The organism is Streptomyces sp. NPDC005195 (genome assembly GCF_040608315.1).
Lineage (GTDB): Bacteria > Actinomycetota > Actinomycetes > Streptomycetales > Streptomycetaceae > Streptomyces > Streptomyces kaempferi.
In genome coordinates this window covers 15170-34684 of sequence record NZ_JBEXHZ010000025.1, presented here as the reverse complement: position 1 = coordinate 34684, position 19515 = coordinate 15170, and the positions used below count along the sequence as shown (strand labels likewise).

Annotated in this window: 18 protein-coding genes; 17 read left to right on the top strand and 1 reads right to left on the bottom strand. The window is 69.7% G+C overall.

Annotated features, from left to right (window positions below; all coding sequences use genetic code 11):
• Positions 1-342 precede the first annotated feature (342 nt).
• The 13 genes from ABZV34_RS23915 (at position 343) to ABZV34_RS23855 (ending at position 16081) form a co-directional block, all read left to right on the top strand.
• Positions 343-2019, top strand: a complete 1677-nt coding sequence (locus ABZV34_RS23915; RefSeq protein ID WP_356280129.1) for a DUF2637 domain-containing protein — start codon at positions 343-345, stop codon at positions 2017-2019.
• Between the two features lie 225 nt (positions 2020-2244).
• Positions 2245-2616, top strand: coding sequence for a hypothetical protein (locus ABZV34_RS23910; RefSeq protein ID WP_356280126.1), 372 nt, complete (start codon positions 2245-2247; stop codon positions 2614-2616).
• Between the two features lie 1047 nt (positions 2617-3663).
• Entirely contained in the window at positions 3664-4092 is a 429-nt protein-coding gene (locus ABZV34_RS23905; RefSeq protein WP_356280123.1) for a hypothetical protein, read from the top strand.
• Positions 4093-4094: 2 nt separating this feature from the next.
• A complete protein-coding gene (locus tag ABZV34_RS23900; RefSeq protein ID WP_356280116.1) occupies positions 4095-4487 on the top strand; it encodes a hypothetical protein in 393 nt (130 codons plus the stop codon).
• 85 nt (positions 4488-4572) lie between these two features.
• Positions 4573-7128: a hypothetical protein gene (locus ABZV34_RS23895; RefSeq protein WP_356280113.1), complete on the top strand. Its 2556-nt coding sequence runs from the start codon at positions 4573-4575 to the stop codon at positions 7126-7128.
• 39 nt (positions 7129-7167) lie between these two features.
• Positions 7168-7395: a hypothetical protein gene (locus tag ABZV34_RS23890; RefSeq protein WP_356280110.1), complete on the top strand. Its 228-nt coding sequence runs from the start codon at positions 7168-7170 to the stop codon at positions 7393-7395.
• A 96-nt stretch (positions 7396-7491) separates the two neighbouring features.
• A complete protein-coding gene (locus ABZV34_RS23885) occupies positions 7492-8016 on the top strand; it encodes a hypothetical protein (protein WP_356280107.1) in 525 nt (174 codons plus the stop codon).
• A gap of 172 nt (positions 8017-8188) precedes the next feature.
• Complete coding sequence (locus tag ABZV34_RS23880) at positions 8189-8869, top strand: hypothetical protein (protein WP_356280104.1); 681 nt, start codon at positions 8189-8191, stop codon at positions 8867-8869.
• Positions 8870-9164: 295 nt separating this feature from the next.
• Positions 9165-11684 (top strand): DNA translocase FtsK, encoded by a 2520-nt coding sequence (locus tag ABZV34_RS23875; RefSeq protein ID WP_356280101.1) that lies wholly within the window; start codon positions 9165-9167, stop codon positions 11682-11684.
• A 233-nt stretch (positions 11685-11917) separates the two neighbouring features.
• The gene (locus ABZV34_RS23870) at positions 11918-12316 is read left to right on the top strand and encodes an RRQRL motif-containing zinc-binding protein (protein WP_356280098.1); all 399 of its coding nucleotides are present in this window, start codon (positions 11918-11920) and stop codon (positions 12314-12316) included.
• A gap of 53 nt (positions 12317-12369) precedes the next feature.
• On the top strand, positions 12370-13494 hold the full coding sequence (locus ABZV34_RS23865) for a tyrosine-type recombinase/integrase (protein ID WP_356280095.1): 1125 nt from the start codon (positions 12370-12372) through the stop codon (positions 13492-13494).
• Positions 13491-13814, top strand: a complete 324-nt coding sequence (locus ABZV34_RS23860) for a helix-turn-helix transcriptional regulator (RefSeq protein ID WP_356280092.1) — start codon at positions 13491-13493, stop codon at positions 13812-13814. Before ABZV34_RS23865 ends, ABZV34_RS23860 begins: the two co-directional genes overlap by 4 nt.
• Entirely contained in the window at positions 13811-16081 is a 2271-nt protein-coding gene (locus ABZV34_RS23855) for a hypothetical protein (protein ID WP_356280091.1), read from the top strand. Before ABZV34_RS23860 ends, ABZV34_RS23855 begins: the two co-directional genes overlap by 4 nt.
• A gap of 13 nt (positions 16082-16094) precedes the next feature.
• Here the strand turns inward: ABZV34_RS23855 and ABZV34_RS23850 are convergent, their stop codons facing one another.
• Positions 16095-16619, bottom strand: coding sequence for a hypothetical protein (locus ABZV34_RS23850; protein ID WP_356280088.1), 525 nt, complete (start codon positions 16617-16619; stop codon positions 16095-16097).
• Positions 16620-17002: 383 nt separating this feature from the next.
• On the opposite strand from ABZV34_RS23850, the gene ABZV34_RS23845 reads away from it, so the two are divergent.
• The 4 genes from ABZV34_RS23845 to ABZV34_RS23830 all read left to right on the top strand — a co-directional run bounded on the left by ABZV34_RS23845 (position 17003) and on the right by ABZV34_RS23830 (position 19305).
• Complete coding sequence (locus tag ABZV34_RS23845; RefSeq protein WP_356280085.1) at positions 17003-17398, top strand: RNase adapter RapZ; 396 nt, start codon at positions 17003-17005, stop codon at positions 17396-17398.
• 95 nt (positions 17399-17493) lie between these two features.
• Entirely contained in the window at positions 17494-18015 is a 522-nt protein-coding gene (locus ABZV34_RS23840) for a hypothetical protein (protein WP_356280082.1), read from the top strand.
• A 123-nt stretch (positions 18016-18138) separates the two neighbouring features.
• Positions 18139-18516 (top strand): hypothetical protein, encoded by a 378-nt coding sequence (locus ABZV34_RS23835; RefSeq protein ID WP_356280079.1) that lies wholly within the window; start codon positions 18139-18141, stop codon positions 18514-18516.
• A gap of 66 nt (positions 18517-18582) precedes the next feature.
• Positions 18583-19305 (top strand): NUDIX domain-containing protein, encoded by a 723-nt coding sequence (locus ABZV34_RS23830; protein WP_356280076.1) that lies wholly within the window; start codon positions 18583-18585, stop codon positions 19303-19305.
• Positions 19306-19515 lie beyond the last annotated feature (210 nt).

Here is a 19515-nt window from a genome sequence, read left to right as displayed (position 1 = left end):
CGATGCCGCGTCCGCGAGCTCCGCGCCGGCGTCGGCCCGCGTGTCTACCGCGACTCAAGCCCACTTCCCGTGATCTCAGCGCCCGGCTCCCGGTTGTGTCGATGCCGGATGGGCCGGCTGCCCCGGATGACCAACACCGCCCTGACTCCCTGCGTTGCCCGTGGTCCCCGCCCGCCAACTGGGCGGGGGCGGCGGGAAGCGGCAGAGGCTTTTCCCGCGATTTGCGCTTCACGGCCGGCCTTCCCCGTGGGAGGCCGGCCGTCCCGCTGCCGGGCCCCGTACGACCATCTCCGCACGGGGCCCGGTTCCTTGTCCTTGTTCCTCCACATCCAAGGAGCTGTTATGGCCAGCCCCCCGCAGGTCGACGAACGCGTCGACGTCGACAAGCTGCCGCTCCGCTCGGGGCTGCCTGGTCACGGGGACGCCCCCGTGCCCGGCGTTGCCTCGGCCGCGTCGGTCGACGAGAGCGAGTCGGACCCGCGCACCATGAAGGCGCTCGCGATCGTCGCCGGCACCGGCGGTGCAATCCTCGCGGGGATCGGGTTCACCGGTTCGTACAACACGCTGCGGCAACTCGCCGAGGCCAAAGGCTTCGGCCAGTTCTCGTATGCGTTCCCGATCGGCATCGACGCCGGGATCCTGGTGCTGCTGGCCATGGATCTCTACCTGACGCGGAAGCGGGCGTCGCTGCCGGTGCTGCGGTGGCTGGCCCATGGGCTGACCGCCGCGACGGTCGCGTTCAACGCGGCAGCCCCTGAAGGGCCGTTGTCCGCGGACCCGCTCGCGGCGTCGATGCACGGCGTCATCCCGGTGCTGTTCATCGCCGCGGTGGAGGCCGCCCGCCACTACATCGGCCGCATGGCCAAACTCATCGCCGGCCAGGACCTCGGCAGCCCGCCGTTGTCACGCTGGCTGCTCGCGCCGCTGCCCACGTGGCTGATCTTCCGTCGGATGAAGCTGTGGAGCCTGCCGTACGACGGTGTGGTGACCCGGCTGAAGGGCATCACGATCTACCGGCAGCTGCTGAAGAAGCGTTATGGCCGCGGCTGGCGCCGGAAGACACCGGCGGATGAGCTCCTTCCGATCAAGATGGCTCGTTTCGGGCTGACGGTCGACGAGGCACTGGAAATTCCGGCACGCGAAGCCGAGTCGGCCCGTGGCCGCGAGGAGGCGGCGGAGCTTCGGGAACGCGAAGCCGACGCTGCTCGGGCGCTTCGGGCGGCTGAGGCAGAGCTTCGGCAAGTCGAAACGGACTCTCGGATCGAGACCGCGAAGATCGCCGCCAAGGTCGAGCGAGTCGCCGCCGAGGGCCGGTTGAAGGCTGCCGAGGCGGAGGCCGAGAACGCCGCCGATCTTGAGATTCGGCGATCCGAAGAGCGCCTTCGGGTGCAGCGCGCGCAGTCCGACGCCGAGATTCAGCGGCTGGACAGCCAGACCGAGGCCGAACGTCGGCGTGCTGAGCGTGAGGGGCAGGAAGAGCAGGTCAAGTGGGCCGCGCGCCAACGGCAACTGCAGCAGGAGACCGAGGCGCTCGAGTCGGCTGAGACGGCCGAGGCGCGGGCTCGTCAGGCGCGGGCCGATCAGGAGGCCAACGAGGCGACGCTGGCGGCCGCGAAGGCCGGGCGGGAGGCGGCCGAAGAAAGCAAGCGGGTCGCCGAAATCACCCGGGAGGCCGTCGAAGCCGAACAGCAGGCCGTGGAAGCGGAAGCTGCGCGTGCGGCCGCCGAGCGCCGTGCGGCAGAGGACCTGCAGGCAGCCGCCGAAGCGCGCCGCCGTACGGCCGAAGACGACCAGGCCGCGGCCGAGGCCGAGGCGGAAGCCCGGCTCACGCTGCCGGAGCGGGACGCGCGCAAGGTGGCCCGGATGATCGTCGCGGCGGGAGGCGACCCGAAGGCCGTCACCCTCAAGCAGATCGAGGAGGAGCTCGGCGTCTCCCAGACCACCGCGCACGAGCGCAAGGCCCGGGCCCTGGAGTACCTCCAGGAGCCGCAGGAGGACGACGAGCCGCAGGCCGCCTGACCTGCGAGAAGAGCCTTTCGACGGCTCCACCGGCCCCCGAGATGCCGTCAACACCTCGGGGACTCGGTGAAGGCGCCGAAGCGCCGGGTCCACCCTCTCACCCCCACCTGCCCGTCAGGAAGGTGAGCAGCGGCGTGACCAGCACGAACAGCGGCTGGGACTGCGTGGCAGCCCCAGCCGTTCCATCCCCCGCTGACCCAACAATCGAACGGAGGATCACGCAACGTGGGCGGAACCGCGTTCTGGACAAAAGAGATCAAACGGGCGGACTCGCAGTCGCCCAAGCAGGGCGCGACACGCCGGCTGGACCGGCTGCGCGGCCTGCTGAGCGGGGCCGATCCGTCGGTCGCCGACCGCGTCTGGCGCGAGGTCGTCGACCTCCTCCAGCGGACCACCGACAGGCACTCGGTCCGCGGATCCGCGTACTGGACCAACGAGATCAAACGGGCGGACAAACGGTCGCCCAAGGAGGGCGCGACCAAGCGTTTGGACCGATTGCGTGGCGTGCTGCAGAAGGTCGATCCAGTGATCGCGAACCGCGCCTGGCGCGAGGTGAGCGACACCCTCCAGCAGATCACTGTTCGTCACACACGGTGATCATTCACCCATTCATTCACCCGGGGACGAGATGAACCCGACCCGCCCCTACACGCGTACGTACGCGCACGAGGGCGGGCCTTCACTCCCCCGGTTGCAATCCGTGAGGGGAAAGCGATGGAGTTACTGCTTCTCGCTGCGTGCGCGTGGCTAGCGCATACGGCCGGCGCGCAGAGCGAGCAAGCGAGGATGGGTCTGTCCCCGGCTCAACGGGACCTCATGAGGGAGCAGACTCGGCACGACAAGGCCGTGCAGAAGATCGCTGACAAGCACAGCGTCGCTGCGCCGGCCGAAGGCACGACCGACGCGCCGGGGAAGAAGCCCCCAGCCTCCTCGGAGCGTGCACCGGTTCTCAACATCCCGGAGGCGCTCCGGTCGGGCTACCGCGACCACGTCCGTATCGAGCGGGTGGCCACGCCTGCGGGGCGCCGGGCGGGCCTGTGGGCCGCGCGGGGTGTCGCCTGGGCCACGGACACCGGCAAGGGCGCGGTCGGCGAGTACCGCCGCCGACGTCGCGCGGAAGGCCACCCGGACCCGGCTCCGGTACTCATCCCGCTGCCGCCGGATCATCCGCCTGCGGTGCCGCCGGTCCCGGCGCACCCGCCGACGGCCGGACCCGGCAGCGGCGACAGCGAGGGAGTATCCCTCGGGAAGCCGGACCCCCAGTCGGAGCCGGAAGCAGGCGAGAAGCCCCCTGAGGGGCAATCTGAGCCGCCCACCGTAGACGGCCAGACCTCGAAGGGCTCGACCGACTCAACAGGCCCTGAGGAAGCCACAGATGGGCCCGTGCCGAGGCCGGAACCCGAGACGGCGCCGACGGCCCCCCAGGCCGAACCGGAGGATGCCACGGAGCCGAAGAGCTCCGAAGCACCCCCCGGGGCAGCCGAAACGGAATCCCCGCCGACGGCCCCTGGAAGCGAAGAAAAACCAGCCGGACCCGAAGACCCGGTTCGTGAATCGGAAAGTCCGGCGGCCGTGCCCGAAAGGGCCCCACTGGCACTGGTCAAGGACAGCGAACCGGCGCCCGCCGGCGAAGGAGTTGGGCGAATGGCAGCAGAAGTGACCTACGAGTCGGTGGCGGAGGAGAGCGATGAGCTCTCCCTGATGTGCAAGGAGGACTCACACAGCTGCGATCGGATCAAGAACCGCGCCGACAGGGAAGTCGGGCGCGGTGACGACCTGCTCGCGCAGATGGAGAACACCGGCTTCGGGGCGACCCTCAAGGCCTGGGTCGCCCGATGCCGGGAGGACTACCAGGGGATGGGGACGCACCTCGAGGACCTGAAGAGGAACACGCTCGCCCAGGACGAGGCCGTGGTCAGGGCCAAGGGCCATCTGATCGCGGGCCAGGGCGTCTACTACGACATCGCCCAGGACATGGAGCAGGTCGCCGAACGCGAGGCGTACATCAGCGACGCGGTCGACGCCGAGGACACCTCCGCACACGCCGAGGTCTACGAGACGAGGGGGGCCTGACCATGAGCGCAGGCAAAGCTGTTGGCTCGTTCGTCACCGTTGCCGCCCTCCTGGCCAGGGCGACGGCCTACGGGGTCCGAGCCGCCCTGACCAAGCGGGCCGTCGAGCGGCTGGAGAAGCGGTACAAGGACCGCGCCGACTCGGCCCGGTACCTGTCCGAGGCCATGGGCAAGCTGGAGGTCGACGAACCGACCACGAGCGCCTACATGGAGGTCTCCACGCTGTCGGAGGCCATGGCCGCCAACGTCCAGGGCATCGTCGGCCGCGCCGACTCCCTGCAGGCCAACGCTCAGGGGCTGGCGGAGGCGACCGAAGGTGAGCACGGCCGGATGAGAGACGCCAACCGCACCCACACCGTGAAGATGGCCGACCGGCGCTTCATCCAGCCTCGCTAGCCCGCACACACCACCCCTGCACGAAGGGCGGGACCGCATCACGCGGTCCCGCCCTTCGTCTTCGCTGAAATCGGAGAAGAACCGGATGGCCACGACCCCCCCGACCCAGGAAGAGACGAAAGAAGACGCTCCGCCGGAGCTGACCGGACTGCGTGCGCGGATGGCCCAGATGCACAACCCAGGCCTCTACGCCGGCTCAGGACTCGGCTTCGCCTCCGGCTGGCTGTCCGGTGACCCGCTGCTGTACACCACCCTCGGTACCACCGGTGTCGCCGCCGCCTGGACCGCACTCGGCACCCACCCGGGGCCGTGGCGATGGCTGCCCGGGCAGGGCGAACCGTGGGAGTGGATGTGCCGCAGCAGCCGGCGCGGCTACCGGCGCCGAGTCCGCCGGATGCGCCGCCGCCTGGACCTCGACCACTCCCACAAGCCGGCCGTCGGCTCCGACGGCCTGCTCGTGCCGACCGTCGGCATCGCCGAGAGCTGGCAGAACCGTCCCGACCGCGCAGCCCTGGTCCGCGACGCGAAGGCCGAAGCTTTCCGCCGAAGGTCCGCGGCGCTGCACGCTCTCTGGGCGAAGGCGCTGCCCAACTGGGAGCGCGGTTGGTGGCGCCGCTACAGCCCGGCCGAAATGGCGCTGCGGGCCGGCCCCCTGGCGGCGATCCCCGCCAGCAGCTACATCGACGTGCCCTGGTGGGCCCGCCTGGTCGTCGCCTCCACCGCGGCGACCTGGGGCTCGCGGATGTGGGCCCTGCCCGACCGGGGAACGCCGGCCGCGGCCGCGGACCTGACCGGCCTCGACTGGTACCTGGCCCGGTGGGACGAGTGGATCGCCTGCGAGCAGGGCCCGCTGGCCGCGTCCAAGCTCGCCGACGTCCACCTGGACGAGGACCGGTTGACCGCGATCATCGTCTCCACGACCGCCAAGCCCGCCCTCGGCGTCGGCCAGGACTCCGTGTCCATCGCCTTCGAGGTCCCGCCCCGGGCGGTCAACATCTACCGGCCCGACGACATGGCCGCCTCCCGCGCCAAGCTGTCCGTGCGCTTGCGGAGCAGGTCCTCCGAGCTGGACATGGACGACCTGGCGGCCGTGTGGGAGGAGTACACCCCGTACCACGGCAGCGAGCTGTACGACGCTGAGCAGACCGCGTTCGGTAGGCGCTTCAAGCTGCTGATGCCGCGCCGCGGCTCCTCGGTCTCCGACGTGCAGCCTCTCGCCATCGCGCAGGCCCTCGACATGGACGGCGAAGACGCCGTCTCCCACCTGCACCTGCGGGTCCTCGATGCCCGGCGCGTCGAGGTCAACGAAATGTCGGTCAACCCGCTCCAGGACGGCGTGCCGCTGGACACGCGCGCCCTCGTCATGGACGACCAGGGCTACGTCACGGTCGGCGAAGACATCTACGGCAATCCCGCCCGCTGGCGCCTCATGATCCCCAACGAGGGGAAGTACGGGCTCACCGGCTACCAGGGCATGTCCGCCGTGCACTCGTTCTCCTCCGGCACCACAGGCTCGGGCAAGAGTTCACTGGAAGAGACACTCCTGATCGCCCAGATGATCAACGGGATCGTCGGGTGGCTGGCCGACGGCAAGTACGGCGCCGGGTTCGCCTCGTGGACCCAGATCCTCGACTGGATGGTCAAGAGCCACTACGGCGCCATGCTCATGGGCCAGGCTGCCGTCGACGTCGGGAAGTTCCGCTTCTCGACCCAGATGAAGATGCAGTGGCAGGACGCCGACGGGTGCGTCATGGACGGCCGCAGCTTCTTCGTCCCCGGAGAGCCGTTCGCTCCGATGCAGGTCACCTGGGACGAGTTCAACGAAATGGTCATGGAAGGCAACGACCACGTCAACCCGCTCCTGGCCTCCGTTTCCAACCTCGGCCGCCAGACCCGGTCCGCCGGCATCGGCGCCCGGGTGTACGTACAGATCCCCAACCTCGACTCCATCGGGACCAACCGGCACGCCAGCGCCATCCGCGACATGCTCCAGTCCGGGAACATCGCCCTGTTCCGCACCGCGCGCGCGGACGTCGACGTGATGTCGCTCGGATCCAGGACACCCAAGTTCCGCCTGGAGCCGATCCCGGAGACCTTCCCCAACGGTTCCGGAACCGGCGGCCTCGGATACATCGCCGACGGGTCCGACCAGTACACCCAGGCGCGGATGGCATTCCACGCCAACCCGGTGCGCATCGCCCGCGACCTGCCCCGCCCGACCCTCACACAGGCCGAAGCCGATGCCATCGCGGACATGAGCCCCGCCGGCATCGCCTACCTGCGGCGGGACGAATACCGGCACATGGACGCCGGCGAGGAAGAGGAGTTCCTGCGCGACATGGTCAAGCAGGAGCGAGAGAAACGCGGCCTGGACACCACCGTCGTCGACCTCGCCTCCGCCAGCCCGGCCGACACCGACACAGACGTCGAAGACGACGACCTGGACGACCTGGTGCCGCCTAGCCGATCCGAACTCGTCTGGCACGCCGTCGACCGAGGAGCCCGCCGCAACAAGCAGATCGCCGAGGCCACCGCCCTCAAGCCGCCCAACGTCGCCAACGCGACGCGGCGGCTCGAGCGGCTCGGAAAGCTCGCCCAGGTCGACCGCGACTGGCACACCGTCGAGCGCCTCGACGCCTGACACCCCTCCATCCCCCTCAAGAATGCTGGAGATCACACCATGGAACTGACCATTTCGGGTCTCGCTCTGCTCGTCGCCGGCGGCATCGGCTGGTGGATGAAGAAGGACAGCAGTTTCCGCAAGCGCGAGGTCGCCGTCGTCTCGATCTTCTGGATCCTCGTGATGATGACGCCCCTCGGCGCTTCCGGCGTCGAGAAGGTCCAGCAGTTGTTCGGCAACGGCGCCGGCGCCTTCAGCGACACCGTCAACAACGTTTCCGCCAAGTAAGAGAACACCCCCGCCAGGGAGGTGTCCCGCCGCGCCCGGCGGGACACCTCCCTGCGTCCTTCCCGCAGCTTCGGCTTCCAGTAAGGAGTCACCACCATGGACGAGCACAGCCGGCCGGGACGGCAGCTGACGGCCCAGGAAGAGTTCGAGTCGATCAGGCTGATCGCCGAGGGACTCAGCGGCAACAACCCCACGCCCACTGCAACCCGGTGGAAGGACGTCGCAGCTGCGCCGGACCGCCCCACCGTGGGCACCGCGGTGCCCTTCGCTCAGGACGGCCGGGCCCCCATGTCCCAGAAGGCCACCGACCACGCAGTCCTCGTCATCGTCTACTCCTGGGGCTCCCTGCCCGTCGGCGGCGCGATGTCCCTGGTGCTGTGGCGTCTTTCCAGCATGAGCCCCACGCAACTGGCCATCGCAGGCCTGGGTGCCGCCGGAGTGTTCATCGCCGTTGGCGCCGCTGCCCGCATGATCGGCCGAGCCCTCCGCGACGTGGCCTCCGAGATGCCGGACCACACGGTCAACCAGTACACCGGCACCGTGAACGTGCAGCACACAGAGCTGCACACGCACACCCGCGGACTGGGGCGGACGCACAACGAGATCACCGACGGCCAGTAACCGGCCCGCCCGACCCCATGAGCCCACACCCGCAGATGCCCAGGACACCGTCGAGCACGTCGACGGGCTGCTGTTCCGCGCCCGCTGGGACGCGCTCCCGCAGCACGCCGTCCGGACCTTTCGACACCTGTTCCCGCGGCACCGTGCGCGCTACGAAGAGAGGGACACCACCATGACCATCAGCTCCGACGACGGGAACAGCCAGGAGCGCGCGCCCCGGCGGCACTGCCTGAACCAGGTCATCTGCCGGGCAAGCGGCCGGATTCGCCCGATGCGATCGAACCTGTCGAGGCTGTGGCAGCACGAGAGCGTCGCCCGCACGAGGTTCACCGCCGCGATCACACTCACTGGCGCCTTCCTGCTGGCCCAGGTCGCGCCACACGCCACGGGCCTGTCCGCGGCCATCGACGGGACGCTGGCCACGATCGACCAGCCGGTACGGCGCTACCTCCTCACTCACGCACAGGCGCTGCCCATCACCGCTGCCGCCGCGTACGGCGTCTGGCAGGCCCTCGGCTTGGCCTCCTTCGCCGCCAGCGTCTTCTACAACCGCGCCGCGCGGCTCACCTGGACGGTGTGGGGCGCGACCACCGTGATCATGGTGTGGATCGCAACCCCCGCCCCGGGGCGCGAGGTTGCTGCCGGGCTCGCCCTGCTGACCTGGGTCGTCCTGTCCGGCATCGCGCTGCGTGGCCTGCGCCTGCGACCAGCGGCCTTCGTCCAGGTCGACGTGCACAACGAGGCCCTGGCCCCGCCCGATGTCGAGGTTCACGCGGAGATCCACACGCCGCAGACCCAGCAGGCCTACTACCTGCCGTACGCGCCCCCGTACCTGCCGCCGTCGCCGAACTGACGTCTGCCTGTCCGCCCTTCGACCCCCTGACCCGGGGGCCGGGGGCGGGCAGGGAGCCGGTACAGCCCACGCGCCGCTGTCCCCCCATCACTTCGCGAACTGCTCGGCCCGCCCTGTCCCGCATGCGGGGCGACGTCCCTGGGCACGGAGTGCCGCTTCGTCTGCAGTCGCTGCACGACCGCCCGACGCACCGGCTGAAGGACTTCGCCGAGACAGGCACAACGGCCGTCCGCGCGGCTCCACCCGTCCTCGCCGTCCCGTACCACCTGCCTCCCGAACCGTCATGGAGCCCACAATGAAGAAGAAACCTCCGGCCAAGAGGCCCCCCGCCAAGAGGACTGCCGCGAAGAGGACACCGGCCAAGACCAATCCGGTGAAAAGGGCACCGGCAAGGCCCGCAGCCAAAAGGACTCCCGCCAGGAGGGCAGCGGCAAGGCCGGCGTCCATCTCTACCCGGATCGTGTTCCGGCTCTTCCGCCACATGGGGAAGGGCACCAGGAACCTCGATCCGGCACACCGCAGGGACGGCCTCGCACTTCTCCTGTTCAGCAGCGCCCTGATCGTCGCCGCGGGCACCTGGGCCCACCTCCAAGGCCCCGTCGGCGATCTCGTCGAGATCCTGGTGACCGGCTCCTTCGGCAGCCTCGACCTGCTGGTGCCGGTGCTGCTCGTCACACTCGCCGTGCGGCTCATCCGGCACACGCAGAAGTCCGAGAGCAATGGCCGGGTTGTCATCGGACTGTTCGTCCTGACTATCGGAGTCCTGGGCCTGATCCATGTCGCATGCGGCTCCCCCGCCCGCAGCGACAGCATGCAGGCCATCCGGCACGCCGGTGGCTTGATCGGCTGGGGCGTCGCGACCCCGCTGACGCACTCCATGGGAAGCGTGCTTGCCGCGCCGCTCCTGGTGCTCGTCACCGTCTTCGGGCTGCTCGTCGTCACGGCCACGCCGGTGACCGCCATCCCGCAGCGGCTACGAAGCCTCGTCGGCTACCTCGGCGTCGCCCAGACGAAAGCCGCCGACCTGCCCGAAGAAGACAAAAAAGGGCACACCGAGCAGCCGAGCGAGACCACGCCCGCACGTGCCTCCCACCGCCGAGAGGCACGAGGGGAAGCCAGTAGCCGCGACGCAGTCGCGCGGGCCGCCGTCCCCCCGCGGCGAACACCACAGGTGGCGCCGGCTGGAGCTCAGCCGCACCGGGTGATGCCCTCTCCCCGGGCCGTACCCGATCTCACCAAGCCGTCCCTCGCCAGCGCGGACAGCACCCGTCCCGTGATCACGCCGCAGCCGCAGCCGTCCAACGGCAACGCCTACTCCCTGCCGGCACTCGACCTGCTCACACACGGGGGGCCCGGCAAGGCGCGCAGCGCCGCCAACGACGTCGTGGTCGCCTCGCTCCAGAACGTGTTCACCGAGTTCAAGGTCGACGCCCGGGTCACCGGCTTCACACGCGGTCCGACGGTCACCCGCTACGAGGTGGAGCTCGGCCCGGCCGTGAAGGTCGAGCGGATCACCGCGCTGACCAAGAACATCGCTTACGCGGTCGCCAGCCCGGACGTGCGGATCATCAGCCCGATCCCCGGCAAGTCGGCGGTCGGCATCGAGATCCCGAACACCGACCGCGAGATGGTCAACCTCGGCGACGTGCTGCGGCTGGCCACGACCGCCACAGACGACCATCCCCTGCTCGTCGCGCTCGGCAAAGACGTCGAGGGCGGCTACGTGATGGCCAACCTCGCCGAGATGCCGCACATCCTGGTCGCCGGGGCCACCGGCTCCGGAAAATCCTCATGCATCAACTGTGTGATCACCTCCGTCATGGTGCGCGCGACCCCCCAGGACGTCCGGATGATCCTCATCGACCCCAAGCGAGTCGAGCTGACCGCGTACGCCGGTATCCCGCACCTGATCACACCGATCATCACCAACCCCAAGCGGGCCGCCGAGGCGCTGCAGTGGGTCGTGCGGGAGATGGACCTGCGCTACGACGACCTCGCCATGTACGGCTTCCGCCACATCGACGACTTCAACACGGCCGTCCGGCGCGGCACCGTGACGGCGCCGCCGGGCAGCGAGCGGGAACTCCAGCCGTACCCGTACCTGCTGGTGATCGTCGACGAGCTCGCGGACCTGATGATGGTCGCCCCACGCGATGTTGAAGACGCGATCGTCCGCATCACGCAGCTGGCCCGCGCGGCCGGCATCCACTTGGTGCTCGCCACGCAGCGGCCGTCGGTCGATGTCGTCACCGGACTGATCAAGGCGAACGTGCCGTCGCGGCTCGCCTTCGCCACCTCCTCGCTCGTCGACTCGCGCGTCATCCTCGACCAGCCCGGCGCCGAGAAGCTGATCGGCAGGGGCGACGGGCTGTTCCTGCCCATGGGAGCGAACACGCCTGCCCGGATGCAGGGTGCCTTCGTCACCGAGGACGAGATCGCGGCTGTCGTCCAGCACTGCACGAACACGATGACGCCTGTCTTCCGGGCCGACGTCTTCATGGGCACCCAGCAGAAGAAGGAGATCGAAGGAGACATCGGCGACGACCTCGGCCTGCTGCGTGAGGCAGCCGAACTGATCGTCTCCTCGCAATTCGGTTCCACCTCGATGCTCCAGCGCAAACTGCGGGTCGGCTTCGCCAAGGCAGGACGACTGATGGACCTCATGGAGTCGCACGGCATTGTCGGGCCGAGTGACGGATCCAAGGCACGCGAGGTCCTCGTGAAGCCGGACGAGCTGGACGGGGTGCTGGGAACGCTCCGTCCCACATCCGTCAGCGCACAAAGCGAAGGCACTGAGGCGGCACCCCTCACATAGCGGGTCATGCGCCCGACACACCCAGCGAGCGGCTGCGACGAGCAGCACAACAGCACAGCCCTGCGTCCCGCGCCCGTGCGCAGGGCGCAGGGCTTTCTACCCACCGACGCCTGGAGGACCAGACCCGTGCTCATGCCCCGCCCGCGCCGCAGGATCGGCCGGCCTCGCCCGATGCGCCCCGGCCCCCGCTTCCCGCTCCGGCCCGTCCGGCTGCCCGTCGCCTGGACACGGTGATGGACAGCGGCGTCTACCTGGAGACGTACGACTGGGGAACCGCTCCCGAAAACCTCGTCACCCGGCGTCAGTTACGCGTCCTCGGACTGCGCCCCGCAGGCCAGCCGCCGATCGTCCTGCGCTGCAAGTCGTGCGGGTTCTGGCCCGGACGCATCTGCAGCCGGCCCACCTACTTGTACCGGATCGATCGCGCCCTGCCGGTCCGGCCGATGACCTTCGCGAAAGAGCGGGCCCTGGACCGGGCGATGGAGGCACGCCAGCGATGCCCGGCGTGTCGACGCCGGTATCACCACTGCATTAAGCGAGCGATATTGCATCGGATGCAACATTCGCCGTGGATGACGCGGGCCTTGTTGCTGGGGTGGAGCCACGCTACACCCGTCGCAGGGCCGGGTTGAGGGCGTTGACCTGCGGTTCGTAACCGTCTCAACGTTGTTGCGTTAGAAGCAACGTGACCGAATCGACGGACCTGGCAGGCGCTGCCCATCTGGTGCTTGCCCAAGGGGTGGTGCACCTCGATCCGGAGCCAGCGGTGTTCGCCGCGATGATCGAGGGCTGGGCCCGGCAGCAAAGAACGCGGTTCCTGAACTACGAGTCGACGATCAAACCGCGTCTGTCGGTGGTGAGACGGCTGGCGGACTTCTCGAACCAGTACCCCTGGCAGTGGCAGCCCGCGGAAGCCGAGGCATTCTTCGACTTCCTGCGGGCGCGGCGGCCGAACTTCGCGGTGTCGACGGCTCGCAACTACCAGAACGCACTCCGCATGTTCTGCGAGTACGTCACCGACGAGCGGTACGAGTGGCCGCGGGTCTGCCTGGACCGGTTCGGCCGTCAGCCGGTGGAGATCCTGCACGAGTGGAATTCGATCACTCACACCAGCACCTACGAGGGCTCGCCGGGGCGGCGTCCGCTGTCGTATGACGAGGTCCAGCTGCTGTTTGACGCGGCCGACGAGCAGGTGGAGACCATCCGCCGACGCGGGCGCAAAGGGGCGCTGGCGGCGCTGCGCGACGCGGTGATGCTCAAGGCCGTCTACGCCTACGGACTGCGCCGCCAGGAAGCGTGCGGGCTGGACCTGGTCGACCTGCGGCGGAATCCGAAGGTCACCTCCTACGGGAAGTTTGGGGGTGTGTTCGTGCGGTTCGGCAAGGCGTCCAAGGGCGGTCCACCCAAGCGCCGCACCGTGCTGACGGTTCCGGAGATGGACTGGGTCGTTGACGTCCTGGCCGACTACCTCTCGGAGGTTCGCGGCGGGTTCGCGCCCGGCAAGCACCCGGCGTTGTGGGTGACCGAGCGCCGCGGCCGCGTCTCCCTGCGGGGCCTGAACGGCGCTTTCACCAGAGCCCGTGAACTTGCTGAGCTGCCGGAGGAGCTCGATCTGCATAGTCTGCGGCACAGCTATGTGACGCACCTGATCGAGTTCGGGTATCCGGAGCGGTTCGTGCAGGAGCAGGTCGGTCACGCCTATGCCAGTACCACCGCGATCTACACCGGGGTCTCCGACGAATACCGCAACCGGCTGCTCGAGCGGGCGTTGAAACAGCGCCACGGCGATCTGTGGGAGGAGCCGGCGTGATCCGCAAGATGGGGGTGGTCTGGCACCTGAGGCTGCGCATGGCGGAGAAGGGCATGTTCCAGACCTCCGCGCTGGCGCCGCTGCTGGCAGAGCGGGGCGTCGACCTGTCGCGGGAACAGGTGTTCCGGCTGGTGACGCAGCCGCCTCAGCGGCTGTCGATGGACACCCTCGCGGCGCTGTGCGACATCCTGGACTGCCAGCCGAACGACCTGCTGGAAGTCAAGGTCGTCAACGCCGAGGTCCGCAAGACAGCCGGCGAGGCGGGGCCGTCGCAGCCACGGCCGCGTCGCACCACGATCCGGCGCCCCGACCTGACGTGACCCGGCAGGGCAGAACCACCGGGGCCCTGGCGCGGATCCGGCAGCATCTGCACGCAGCCCTGCCGGGCCTGGACGGCTTGGTCCTGGAGGAGGTGCTGGGCGAGGCGGGCCTTCGCGGAGCCGCGGTCGGCATCCTGGAGCGGCATCTGGCTGCGAACTCCGATGCGCTGACACGTCCCGGCACGGCGGAGCCGTTCGCCATGGTCCGGCTCGCGCACGCGATGATCGACCACGGCATTTCCGCAGTCACGGCGCCGGCGTGCGCGGACTGCGGCAAGGCCTCACGCCAACTGGGGCGTCAGATCGAGGGGCGGAGCCTGTGCCCGTACTGCTTCAGCCGGGCCCACTACGCGACCTGCGTGCGCTGCGCGCGCCCGGCCCGCCGCACCACCGAACAGGAGGACGGCCCGGTCTGCCGCAGCTGCACACGCGCCGCGTCGATGCCCCGCTGCGCGACGTGCGGCCGGGAGGTGCGCAAGACCGGCGTCGTGGACGGTCCGCCGCTGTGTCACCACTGCCGGCCCCGGATTGCCCGCGTCTGCATCTCGTGCGGGACCGAAGCGCCCGTCCAGGCGGTGACGCCTGACGGGCCGGTGTGCCGGCGCTGCTACCGCTCACCGACCCGGACCTGCGGGAAGTGCGGGCAGATGCGGCACATCATCAAGCGCGCCCGAGGAGGGGAGCCCGACCTGTGTTCACTGTGCTACCGCGTGCCCGACCGCCCCTGCTCCCGCTGCGGCCGCACGCGCCCGGTGGCGGCACTTCTCCTCGGCGAGCCGCTGTGCCCGACCTGCCACGAGAGCCGACCGCGGTCGTGCGCTGTGTGTGGTCGCTCCCGCAAAGTGCAGGCCGAATGGCCGGTGGGCCCGGTCTGCGGCACCTGCTATACCCAGGTCCGTCGCGCCCCGGCCCCGTGCGGTGACTGCGGCCAGGTCCGCCCCCTCATTGGCCGCCACGCCGATGGCGCTGCCTGCTGTGGCCCGTGTGCTGGGACCGGCCAGGCCTACGAATGCCAGGGCTGCGGCGTCAGCGGTCTGCTCTTCCGCCGCGGATTTTGCACCCGATGTGTCCTCGACCACCGCGTGACCGGCCTGCTCGCACCACCCGGCGCACCCACGGTCCCAGCGCGACTGGAACCGCTGCGCGCCGCGCTCCTGGCCGCCGGACGACCCGTGACCGTGCACCACTGGCTCGACCTCGACGGCGTCGCCGACCTCTTCAACGCCCTGGCCACCAGGCACAGCGCGATCACCCACCGGGACCTGGACTCTCTGCCCGACAAGCTGGATACCACCTACGTCCGCGATCTCCTGTCGACCGCCGAGGTGCTACCCCAGCGCTACGAAGAAGTGGAACGCCTGCCCCGCTGGGCCGACCACGTCCTCGCGCAAGCGCCCGCGGAGCACCGGCAGATCGTCAGCCCCTTCGCGCACTGGTACGTCATCCGACGCCACCGCGACCGAGCCCGACGCGGCCAGGGATTTGCCGCGTCGTCCCTGGCGCGGACCCGCTCCCTCATCCAGCGCCCCCTGGAACTGCTGGCCTGGCTGGACGACGAAGGCCTCACCCTGGCCGACCTCAACCAGCACTCGCTCGACCGGTGGTTGTCCCAGGGCAAGCGTCACCGCAGGGACATCCGTGTGTTCCTGCACTGGGCGGAGCGCCACAAGCTCACCGCCCGCGACTTCGACGTTCCGCGGCGCCGGGTGGAACAGCCCAGCGTCTTCATCGAGGACGAAGAGCGGCTGCAGCAACTGCGGCGCTGCGTCGGGGACGAGACCCTCCCACTGGCGACACGCGTGGTCGGCAGTTTGGTCCTGCTCCTCGGCCTGCAAATCAGCAGGATCCTCCGATTCACCACCAGCGACGTAGTGCGGGAGGGCAAGACAGTGCGCCTTCAGTTGAACGGGCACCAGGTGGACCTGCCACCACGCATCTCCACCCTGGTCGGCCAGCGCCTGGAGTTGGCCGAAGCGGCCTGGCAGAACAACCGCTCCGCCAGCACCACCCCGTGGCTCTTCCCGGGCTCCAACCCGGCGCGGCCGCTGTCCCTGCAGTCGATGCACATCCAGCTCCGGAAAGCCGACCTGACAGGACTCGCCGGCCGCAACACAGCCCGCCTCGCCCTGGCCACCGACGTCCCGGCGTCCATCCTCGCGGAAGTCACCGGTACGAGCGTGCACAACGCGACGCGATGGGCCACCTTGGCCAAGCGCGACTGGACGGAGTACATCGCCACCCGCCGAGACGACTCCGGAGCTCGCTGAGCGGTCACCCCGATCACGGATGGTTTTGGCTCTGCCTACCGTCGAGGATGTCCACGAGATCTTCGAGTATCCCAACGAGCTCTGCGGTCGGGATTTTCGCTACGAAGACCTGGCCCGCATGCTCAGGATGCTTGAGCAGGTGTTCGTCCCGCCGGAACTGCAGCGTGATCAGTGACCCGTCCCCGTCTCGGAAGAGGTGGGTCGTCACATTGTCGGTCGTGGGGCCCCAGTCCATGACACGGAACCGGCTGCGAAACTCGAAGTCGGCTTCGGTTTCGTCGTCAGTTCCGGCGCGGAGCATGAGACGCCGGTGTGTGGCTTGCGGGGACAGGCCATCGAATGGCAGTGCAGAGGCCATGCCGGACCGCAGCCAGGCGGCCGTGTCCCGTACGTCGCGGCGGAACTGCCGGACGAAGACCATGTTGTCGTCGCAGGTCAGCCACTGCCCCGCAGCCCAGATGTCCACCCGGCACAGCTCGTGGTCCCGGTCACCCACTTCCGTGGCGAACCGCTGCCTGTCTCTCAAAATCGTGCTCACGCCGGGACCCTCGCAGGCCACGCCTTCGTCCGCAAGTAAGTTCCCGCGCTGCAATGGCCGCCACACGGCACTGGGGCTTCAACTGTGTGCCGGGGGTGCTGCACACCACTCGTGAATCAGGCGAGGCCACCCTTTTTTCAATGCTGCGCTGCTCTGCTGTTGGAAAAGCGGTCCCGCCCGCGCCTCGGTACCGCGCCCGCGCAACTGAAAGCCACCTACCTGGACCGGAATACGACACCTTCGGAACATGTGCACTCCGCCAGTACCGCTGCGCGCCCTGGGGAGCTGCCTGGAATGCCACGACGGCACCCCCGCCGACCCCACCACCTACAGTCCCGCACCCGCCCACCAGCTCACCCCCTGACACCTGAGAGGACCACCGCATGGACATCCGCATCACCTCGTTCGGGCACCTCCACGGTCCCCGCCCCGACGACGCCCACATCGTCCTCGACCTGCGCCAACATTTCCGTGATCCGCACTGGGACAAGGGCCTGCGAGAGCTGACCGCCCGGAACCGACGCGTGATCCGCGCGGTCCTCGGCACGCCCGGCATACGGCAGCTGCTCGCAGCGACCGTCGCCCAAGCCCAGGCTTACGCCCGCGGCCCGGGCGGGGACGGACATCCGCTGTCCATCGCGGTGGGCTGTGCGGGCGGCCGGCATCGTGCAGGTGTCACGGCGCACGCTCTTGCCCGGCGGTTGCGTCGGCGTGGTCACCAGGTCGTCCTGGTCCACCGCGATCTGCATCGGCCCGTGGTGCACCGCGCGTCTGCCTGACGGCCCTCTGTGCCGCGCCGGCCCGATCATGGGGCGGCGCGGTGCTGAGGACCGGACAGTCCGGCCCGTACGACCCATCCCGACAGGGAGACCAGATGACCGACACACTGCACGCGGCCGCCCGCTCATTCTGCGCGGATTCCCCCATCGCCTACCTGTTGGAGCTCGTGGACCAGCACGGTGATTCCCCCTCCGAGGAAGAGCAGCGGCAGGACGCCGAAATGGCCGCGGCCCACCACGTGTATGGCGTCTATGGCGTCTCACTCGCCCAGGTCGTCGGCGCGGACGACTGGCAGGGCTACCCGGCCGTCACCGACGAAGGGACCCGGCACTGGGAGGCGTCCGCGGTGGCGTGGCTGGACGGCGGTCTGTGGCTGCACCACACCCTGCTCATCACCGAAGCCGATGGTGCAGCGAACGTGCTGACGCTGATCGTGCCGTGCACTTGCGGCCGGGGATACATCGACATCCGCCTCGAGACCGAAGAGCACTTGATGGAGGTCCTCTCTGACTTCCGGCCTACCGCCGGTCTCTCTCCTCACGACGAGAGGGACCCGGACGACTGCACCAGCATCACCGCCGAACCGCACAGCCGCACCGTCGACGCCTGGCGGTAGCGGATCCCACACAGGAAGCCCCGGCGCTCTCGGCACGTCCTCGACCGTTTGGGTAGCGGTCGTGGACGTACCGTGTCCGCCCGGTCGCCCGGACCAGGCGACGACCTTCTGCAGGAGGTCCTCGTGCCCGCAACCCGTTCCCTGATCGACGCCGTCGCCGCGCGCTTCGGCCGGCGGCGCGCCTACGCCGACACCACCGACGTCGACGCCCTGCTCAGCCAGCAGACCGACCTCGCCTACAGCCAGGCCCCCGACCCCACCGACCTCGCCGCCGCCCAGCACGACGAACTCACCGTGCAGCCGTGCCTCATCGACATCCGCGCCCGGGCGCTCGCCGACTTCGTCTACCTGGAGGCCGTCCTGGCCGACGCCCGCAGCCGGCACCTGGCGCCGGAGCTCATCCGGAGCCTGCGGACCGTCGTCAGCCACAGCCGAGAGCTGACGGCGTTGCTCGCGGACACGGTGCGAACCACCACCGCCGTGCACGCCGACACCCACTGAACGCAGGAAGGGCCGCAGCACCTGGCTGCGGCCCTTCCTTCACCCACCACGAGACCAGGAGAGCCCATGAGCGATACCACGGAGAACATCCCCACTGGCCTGCGCTGCTGGTCGGCGAGCTGGCCCGGGTACACGCCGGTCGACATCACGCCTCCCGAGCTGCACCCTGCTGCACTGGCCAGGCACGTTCCGGACTGGGCTGAGGCAGCCGCCACGCCGACCGACGTTGACGACTGGGACCACCGACGGGCCACCGCGCTCATCCCCTACGAGCTGGACGCACGGGGCTGGCCCTTGCACCCACCGGGCCGCACCGGGCGCACCGGCCGGAACCTCGGAAAATGGGGTGAGAACGCCGCCGCCGACCCGATCGTGGTCGCGGGCACCGGCGAGCAGCGACGGGTACTGCTCATCACCCGGGACGACATCCACGTCGAAGCGATTCCCGGCGGCATGGTCGACGCCAGCGAGACCGCCCCCGCCGCCCTGGTCCGCGAGCTGCGCGAGGAGACCGGCGTCGACCTGGCCGACCACCACCCCGTGATCCTGGGCCGGGACGTCGTCGACGACTGGCGCACCTCGGATCACGCATGGGTCGCATCCACCAGCGCCCTGTACCAGTTGCCCGCCCCGGTGACCGCCGTCGCCGCCGACGATGCTCTGGACGCCACCTGGTGGCCGTTCCAGTCTCTCAATGAACTCGACGCCGCGATCACCGCCGCAGGCCGCACCCTCTACGCCGCGCACCGCCCCCTGCTGCAACGCGCCCTGGACCACCTGCCCAAGTAGCGCCCCGCCAGCCGCAGCACAGGCACTGCCCCCCGCCCTTCCCCGCGCGCTTGCGGGGACCCGTGGAGCTGTCTCCGGGACCCCGCGCGCGTGCTGCAGCGGAACTGGCCCGCCGTTCGGCAGGACGGGGTGGAGCTAGCCACATCACGCCGGCAGTCCACCGAGGCCGCGCCCGAGTGGGATGCCTCTCGGTTCGGAGCCCGTCCCCCC

Excerpts from the sequence above, each read along its gene's own strand:
- ABZV34_RS23915 (WP_356280129.1), top strand. The coding sequence starts at position 343 with ATGGCCAGCCCCCCGCAGGTCGACGAACGCGTCGACGTCGACAAGCTG.
- ABZV34_RS23905 (WP_356280123.1), top strand. The coding sequence starts at position 3,664 with ATGGCAGCAGAAGTGACCTACGAGTCGGTGGCGGAGGAGAGCGATGAG.
- ABZV34_RS23900 (WP_356280116.1), top strand. The coding sequence starts at position 4,095 with ATGAGCGCAGGCAAAGCTGTTGGCTCGTTCGTCACCGTTGCCGCCCTC.
- ABZV34_RS23895 (WP_356280113.1), top strand. The coding sequence starts at position 4,573 with ATGGCCACGACCCCCCCGACCCAGGAAGAGACGAAAGAAGACGCTCCG.
- ABZV34_RS23890 (WP_356280110.1), top strand. The coding sequence starts at position 7,168 with ATGGAACTGACCATTTCGGGTCTCGCTCTGCTCGTCGCCGGCGGCATC.
- ABZV34_RS23885 (WP_356280107.1), top strand. The coding sequence starts at position 7,492 with ATGGACGAGCACAGCCGGCCGGGACGGCAGCTGACGGCCCAGGAAGAG.
- ABZV34_RS23880 (WP_356280104.1), top strand. The coding sequence starts at position 8,189 with ATGACCATCAGCTCCGACGACGGGAACAGCCAGGAGCGCGCGCCCCGG.
- ABZV34_RS23875 (WP_356280101.1), top strand. The coding sequence starts at position 9,165 with ATGAAGAAGAAACCTCCGGCCAAGAGGCCCCCCGCCAAGAGGACTGCC.
- ABZV34_RS23870 (WP_356280098.1), top strand. The coding sequence starts at position 11,918 with ATGGACAGCGGCGTCTACCTGGAGACGTACGACTGGGGAACCGCTCCC.
- ABZV34_RS23845 (WP_356280085.1), top strand. The coding sequence starts at position 17,003 with ATGGACATCCGCATCACCTCGTTCGGGCACCTCCACGGTCCCCGCCCC.
- ABZV34_RS23840 (WP_356280082.1), top strand. The coding sequence starts at position 17,494 with ATGACCGACACACTGCACGCGGCCGCCCGCTCATTCTGCGCGGATTCC.
- ABZV34_RS23830 (WP_356280076.1), top strand. The coding sequence starts at position 18,583 with ATGAGCGATACCACGGAGAACATCCCCACTGGCCTGCGCTGCTGGTCG.